This window comes from Pseudomonas sp. EA_65y_Pfl1_P113 (assembly GCF_963970525.1).
GTDB lineage: Bacteria > Pseudomonadota > Gammaproteobacteria > Pseudomonadales > Pseudomonadaceae > Aquipseudomonas > Aquipseudomonas tritici.
Genome location: NZ_CAXAQM010000405.1, coordinates 1 through 501, shown reverse-complemented (window position 1 = coordinate 501; position 501 = coordinate 1). Strand labels below are relative to the sequence as shown.

General features: G+C 67.3%; 1 pseudogene. It reads right to left on the bottom strand.

Annotation, left to right across the window (positions count from 1 at the left end):
• Nucleotides 1-173 precede the first annotated feature (173 nt).
• Nucleotides 174-501: pseudogene (locus tag AACY52_RS30285) on the bottom strand (acyl-CoA ligase (AMP-forming), exosortase A system-associated); the annotation flags it as partial.

Here is a 501-nt window from a genome sequence, read left to right as displayed (position 1 = left end):
CAGGTCGACCGAGGAAAAGGCCGCGCGAAACCACGCAATGCGGTCCCGCACCACCGCCATGTCGTACACGAACAGCGGCGTGTCTCCGGCGACAGCAACCCAATGCGCCGCATCCCGTCCGCCAATCTGCAGCGGATTGACCTGGAAATCCCGCGGAATCGTGCCCATCGGCTTCATGACGTCATCTCCGCTTTCAGCGCCGCGCGGTCGAGTTTGCCATTCGCATTGCGTGGCAGCTCGGCGCGCCATTCATAGCGTGTCGGCTGCTGGAAACTCGGCAAATCGCGCCGCAGCCGCGCGCGCAGGGCGGCCTCGTGCGTGCCGTCTCCACGCGCGACTACGACGATCGCCTGCCCAAGCCGTGCATCCGGCACGCCCAGCGCCACCGCCTCCGCCGTTTCGCCGCCCGCCACCCCCGCTTCCTCGATTTCGGTCGGGCTGATGCGGTTGCCCGCGCTTTTGATCATCTCGTCCTCGCGTCCGACGAAGCGAAGCAGGCCG